This window comes from Bacillus sp. 123MFChir2 (genome assembly GCF_000383235.1).
Lineage (GTDB): Bacteria > Bacillota > Bacilli > Bacillales > Bacillaceae_G > Bacillus_A.
In genome coordinates, this window is the sequence record NZ_KB911009.1 from 1 (window position 1) to 5,802 (window position 5,802).

Sequence of the window (5,802 nt, forward strand, 5' to 3'; positions counted from 1 at the left end):
CAATATCCAGTTCTCCGCATATTCCTTGAACCAACTCTTTGAAACGTTCTTCTACTTTTGTGTTAAGAAAAATCTTTCTTCTGTATCGCGGGCAAAACACAAAATGGTAGTTAATTAATGACACAGTTGTTTTGGTTCTTCTATAATCATTTATCATATTCACATTGTATCAGTTTGATCATTAAACTACAACGCGAAAGACAAAAAATAAAAGATACCAACATTTTGGATACTTAAAGTACCACAAACCTCGCAATTTTCAGTGGTACTCCGTATCCAACCTCACTTTCATCCCATGCCTAAAGGCGATGGGCTTTCCCGTTCGGAAAGAGCTGTAAACTTATATTTCTTATATTGATTTTCTCTTTTGGCCATACTACTTGTTCTATGAATCGTATCTTGAATCCTTCTTTTATCGCTCATTATCAACACGTTGTCACAAAACTCATTTTATGACAAGATATAAGTGACATAAAATAAAGAATAATGAAAATATTAAAGTTAACTTCAAATATTTTAAGGAGATAAACATTATGCAGCACTCTTTCACTAAAGACATACTAAAAGAACTTGAAAACAAAAAAATTATCGAACCAAACAGCCACTACAAAAGCCTAAATGGCGGGAGTAGCAGTACAGTTGGTGTTATTACATATGATGATATTCCTTCATATGTAGTGAAAATGAACAAACCTAATGTCCTACAAGCTGAATCACTATTTCTAAATCGCTATCGAGATCAGCATTTGTTTCCACGACTCATATATACGGATGCTGGTTATCGCTACATAGTCTATGCATATATGAGCGGCACAATAAACAACCGAAAAAGTGATAAACGTTCTATACTGACTTTTCTTACATCTCAAATCATAAACTCTTATCATCAAATATATGATGATAACAAATGGGGATGGATAGATGAACCTGAATCATCATGGGGATTATTTCTACATACTCGCATTTCCGAAGCTTATGAAACTATGCAATCTCATTTAAATAATGAAGATCATCAACTTATTCGAAACATCGTAACGAATCGGCTGAAAAGAAATAATAATGATACACCTTATCTGATACACGGGGATTTCGGTTTTCATAATTTCCTTTTTGACGATAAACAATTAGTTGGTGTTATTGATCCTACTCCCGTTATAGGGCCTCCTATCTATGACCTTGTATACGCATTTTGTTCAACGCCGAGTGATTTAGAATTACACGTTATTGGGCCAGCGGTTTCTCTTCTAAACAATTGGCAGCTTCAAAATGAAAGAGCTTTATATGAAGAAATATTGCTAGGTTTATATTGTCGCATCGCTGCTTCCATTCGACATCATCCAGAAGATTTACCGCGATACATTGCAGCGTGGAATAAATGGAAAGTTGCTACTACCTTGGAATAAAATCAAATGATAATTCCACATAGATTTACAGTAAATAGAAAGAATCCATTTTGAAAAAAGGTTCAAAATGGATTCTTTTACATCACCACATTCTACTCATCTTCTAAGTCTCGTATTTGTTTCACTCTTAATTTATATATATAAACAACCGGTATAATACCACAAATAAATACAATGACTCCTATTAATAAACCATCTCCCCAGCCAAAGTTGGGTGTAATCGAAGTTAGATATGCAAAAACTACCGCAATAACAGTTAGTACGGCCATACTAATAATAAATGATTTCTTAGGATCTTTTATTTCTTTTTCGTGTTCTACACTAACACTCATCGATAAATAACCAGCTACAATAGCGGTTAACATAAATACCATCCAAAGGGGATTCCTAGTTACTCTTTCCATTCCTCCTTGAATGCAATCGTAGCCAAGAATACATAAAATCCCTGTAGTTTGGACGATATAAGCAATTTTAATGTGTTGTAAACTTCTTAAAATAAGTCTTTCATCTGTAATTTTTTTCATTCAAAATCCTCCTGCTAAAAATATATACAAAAGTACTCATATGTGGAGATTTACAGAAAATATAACCCTCTAAATCTCCATTTCAATATACTTTTTCTTGCATTTACTCTCTTTAAATGTTTCTCTTTTGTTTGGATGTTTATCTGTAATCTATCTGGATACATTCCAGTAACATATCCAACATGAGTTGCTCCTTTTGTATCTGTATACTGTGCAATATCTCGATGCTTAAACCCATAAGTTTCAGAGTGTATTGCTTTTGTTTTCTTTCTAATTGGTTTGATAATCCATTCTTTTATGTTTGTATCATTTATTTCTAATCCACAAATGACCAAAGCATCATTAGAATGTGATTTTTCAATATTCCAATCTATTCTTCGATTTGAAGTATCTCCGCCACTTGTTAAAAATAATTCAGCATATTGATTTAATTGATTTTGTAACCATGTCTTTCCTTGCATTACATGCTTAGCAAAATCCAAACGAAGACTCTTCCCATTAATCATCTTTTGATACCTGTCGATAAAACCTTCTTCTTTACCTTCTGTTTTTTGATGACATTTACTACATAATGTAATTAGATTTCCTAGCGTATTAGAGCCTTTCAATCTTCTAGGAATAATATGATGTACCTCTAATATGCAGTTAGACTTCCCACACTCCATACATTTACATTTATCTCTAATGATTACAGCCTTTCTTATATTCTCATCTAGACGATTAGATTTTTGGTATTGCCATCTATACAACTTTTTATCGTCAGTCAATGCACGAATATCTATAGCAACATCTTCTAAATAGATATTTGCAATATCTATCCATTTAGAAATCTTTTCTACAAACCTAATAATTGTTTGTCTTTTTTGGAGTATACTAGGTGCGATTCTTCTTTCTCTCTTACTACTTGCACGATTATTAAATCTTGCTTGACAATATCGTTTGTGACTTCTTTTATATCGTCTATAATCCCTTCTTTGTTCCATTAGTTTAGAAACATCTTTACGATGCTCAATAGTAGCTTTAAATACTGGTTTATTTTTTGTCTTACACTCTTGTACCAACCCTACGCCACCATGCAAGCTACCATCATCTATACCTAATTTTATTTTGTAATCTATATCTTCTGACTCAACGGCTCTATTAAGTTGAATAACCATTGGGTACTTAGATATAAGCTTTGCTTTCTTCTTTCTAATTAGATGCCAAGCGTTATTAACATCTGTAGGAGCTAATTTTCTTCCTTCTGAATCTAATACGAAACAATATTCTTTAATTTTAGTCATCTCTGACCAACCATCCTTTCGGAGAATTTCGCTTTTTGCCAATGACAGATGAGAGCATATGTGTTTCGGTGTTTGACTACATGGCAATAGTAGTCGGTCATCCTTCCACACTCTTAGAGCAACGGACTAAAGCGTGCATCCGAGGGTAAGTCTTCAACTTACTCATCAATCATAGTTCCTCATGCGAATTAACTTTCGTTAACCGCACTCACTTAGGCTTGAAACCAATCAAACAGTAAGTATACAAACATATTTGCCCACGTTTGTATACTTTTGTCCATAAAAACGACTCCAGTTTGATTAGTCCTGATCCACCCAAAATATTTCATCTAATGTTGCATTTACGGCATAGCAAATTTGTAAACATAACTTTAATGACGGATTATATTTGCCTTTTTCAATAAGGCTAACCGTTTGCCTTGTAATACCGACTGCATCAGCAAGCTGTTGTTGTGTCAAATCTGCTTTTACACGAGCAACCTTTACATGATTTTTCATAGAACACCCTCCACTTAAAATGTAATATATATATTCCTTTATGTAAAGTATAAATTACATCAAAAAAAAGATAATTCCTCCGTATCACGAGATAAGAGAAACTATCTTTTTGATTGGAAAATTGAATTCATAAAGCTTTTCCCGAAAAAAATATCTATTGATATGCTCTTATTTATTCAAGTCCTCTTTTATTAAAATTGTAGTAAAGAAACCATTCGCTCAATCCCAACTGCTTGAATTAATAGCGGCAACCGAGGACCACTTGAACTATTCAAAACAAGCTTATATACAATATTAAATAGTAACTTTTGATTAGCTCTCATGATTTTTTTATCTTCGTCATGACATATTGCATATATTTTCTCCATTAATTGATCTGCCTGCCAGCTTTTACGAATGACGTCACAAAATTCTTTTAACCACTTTTTCTGAATCTCATCTAATGTTTCATAGTATTCGATATCTTTCTTATCATTTATACGAATCATTTTTTGTGGATTCCAATTTTCAATCCAATATTCTACTCGATCACTTATTGTCTTGATGTCTGTTATGGTGTATTCCTCACCTGTTTGATTAAGCACACTTTGTAATGTCTGTACATGGAAGTTTACTAATGGAAGAAGACCTGCTACTTGGTTAAATTTCGGTAACATTTCATTTTTATCGATAACTTTTGATAATTGAAGTGAAGAACATATATCTTTATCTTGTAACGTTTTATTTCGGTAACCCTCTTGAAACCTTTCATATTCAGAATAATTTTTAATCACATCATCATCTAGTCCAATGTTAAAAGATGCATTTGGTTTATACTTAGAAAACATAAAGAGGATAATTTCAGGTGAATATATATTTAATAGCTCATTTGGCGTTATTATATTTCCAGCGGAACTAGACATTTTTTTATGATCGCCTTTTATCCCGATAAATTCATAAGCTACATAACTAGGTGCTTCATAATTAAAAATCCTCTGAGCAATTTCTTTTGATACGTTATAACTTCCTGTTTCTGAAGAGTGGTCTCTTCCGCCAGGCTCAAATATTACATCTTCAACCATCCATCTCATTGGCCAATCTATTTTCCAATTTAATTTCATATTATTTGCACTCATCACTGCTAATTTAGAATGATTTCCACATCTACAAATATATTCAATCGTTTCATTTTCTTCATCAAACATTTTTATTTCTGTATCATCTTTTCCGCATTTCTCACAATATAGTGCAATTGGATAAAAAGTATTTTTCTCTTCCTCTGATACATCACTCGTTTTATACTTCATGACTATGTCATATATTTCTTTTCTTTGTTGTAATGCATGAAGAATATGCTTGTTATATTTACCGGTTCTATATTCCTTACTTTGGTATAGGAACTCTACTTCAATCCCAAAGGCCATGAGCGACTTTTCAAATTCTTTCTCAAAGTGCTCTGCATACGACGCATGACACCCAAATGGATCTGGAATATCTGAATACGGCAAACCAATATATTTTTCAAAAGACGGATCAACGTTTTTTGGAACCTTTCTAAAACGATCATAATCGTCCCATGAAAAAATAAAACGTGTTTTCTTTCCTAAGTCTTGCAGCGCCTTTACTACAAAATGCGTCGTTACAATCTCTCGAAAGTTTCCGATATGAACCGATCCCGAAGGACTAATTCCTGACGCACACACAAAAGTATCTTTATTTGGATTCGTATTAATTAATTTATTTGCTATTTTATATGCCCAGTGCATAACTATCACCTCTTCATAAAGTCATTTCATGTCATTTTTACTTTTTTTCCAAATGACGAATTGTATTATTAAGTGCGACACTTAAAAAAAAACAAAAAAGCCCACCTCGCTTCGTGTAAAATAGAAGTTACCACACAACCTTTTACACGGAGGACGAGTATGAGCTATTCACATTTTACCACGTTTGAACGTGGACAACTAGAAGCACTTTATAAATTAGGGTATTCCACAAGAAAAATTGGTGCGATTTTGAAGCGGCATCACTCTTCTATCGCACGAGAATTAAAAAGAAATGTCAAAGAAAACAGTACGTACTGTAGTGAAAAAGCACAAAAGGAATATGTACAGC

At 33.0% G+C, this 5,802-nt stretch carries 7 protein-coding genes; 2 read left to right on the plus strand and 5 right to left on the minus strand.

The window, feature by feature from the left end; all coding sequences use genetic code 11:
* The coding region (locus H280_RS25515; protein ID WP_196810734.1) for a transposase at window positions 1-157 on the minus strand (157 nt) is incomplete at its 3' end.
* Window positions 158-533: 376 nt separating this feature from the next.
* Here H280_RS25515 and H280_RS0122505 point away from each other — a divergent pair.
* Window positions 534-1,403 carry a phosphotransferase family protein gene (locus H280_RS0122505; protein WP_020063349.1) on the plus strand — a complete coding sequence of 290 codons (870 nt, stop codon included), beginning with the start codon at window positions 534-536 and terminating at the stop codon, window positions 1,401-1,403.
* Window positions 1,404-1,495: 92 nt separating this feature from the next.
* Here the strand turns inward: H280_RS0122505 and H280_RS0122510 are convergent, their stop codons facing one another.
* The 4 genes from H280_RS0122510 to lysS form a co-directional block, all read right to left on the minus strand.
* Window positions 1,496-1,927: a hypothetical protein gene (locus H280_RS0122510; RefSeq protein WP_020063350.1), complete on the minus strand. Its 432-nt coding sequence runs from the start codon at window positions 1,925-1,927 to the stop codon at window positions 1,496-1,498.
* A 50-nt stretch (window positions 1,928-1,977) separates the two neighbouring features.
* Window positions 1,978-3,210 (minus strand): RNA-guided endonuclease IscB, encoded by a 1,233-nt coding sequence (gene iscB, locus H280_RS0122515; RefSeq protein ID WP_020063351.1) that lies wholly within the window; start codon window positions 3,208-3,210, stop codon window positions 1,978-1,980.
* Between the two features lie 300 nt (window positions 3,211-3,510).
* Window positions 3,511-3,708, minus strand: coding sequence for a helix-turn-helix transcriptional regulator (locus tag H280_RS0122520; RefSeq protein WP_020063352.1), 198 nt, complete (start codon window positions 3,706-3,708; stop codon window positions 3,511-3,513).
* A 191-nt stretch (window positions 3,709-3,899) separates the two neighbouring features.
* Window positions 3,900-5,453 (minus strand): lysine--tRNA ligase, encoded by a 1,554-nt coding sequence (gene lysS, locus H280_RS0122525; protein ID WP_020063353.1) that lies wholly within the window; start codon window positions 5,451-5,453, stop codon window positions 3,900-3,902.
* A gap of 159 nt (window positions 5,454-5,612) precedes the next feature.
* On the opposite strand from lysS, the gene H280_RS24245 reads away from it, so the two are divergent.
* A partial coding sequence (locus H280_RS24245) for a helix-turn-helix domain-containing protein (RefSeq protein WP_020059489.1) occupies window positions 5,613-5,802 on the plus strand: 190 nt, incomplete at its 3' end.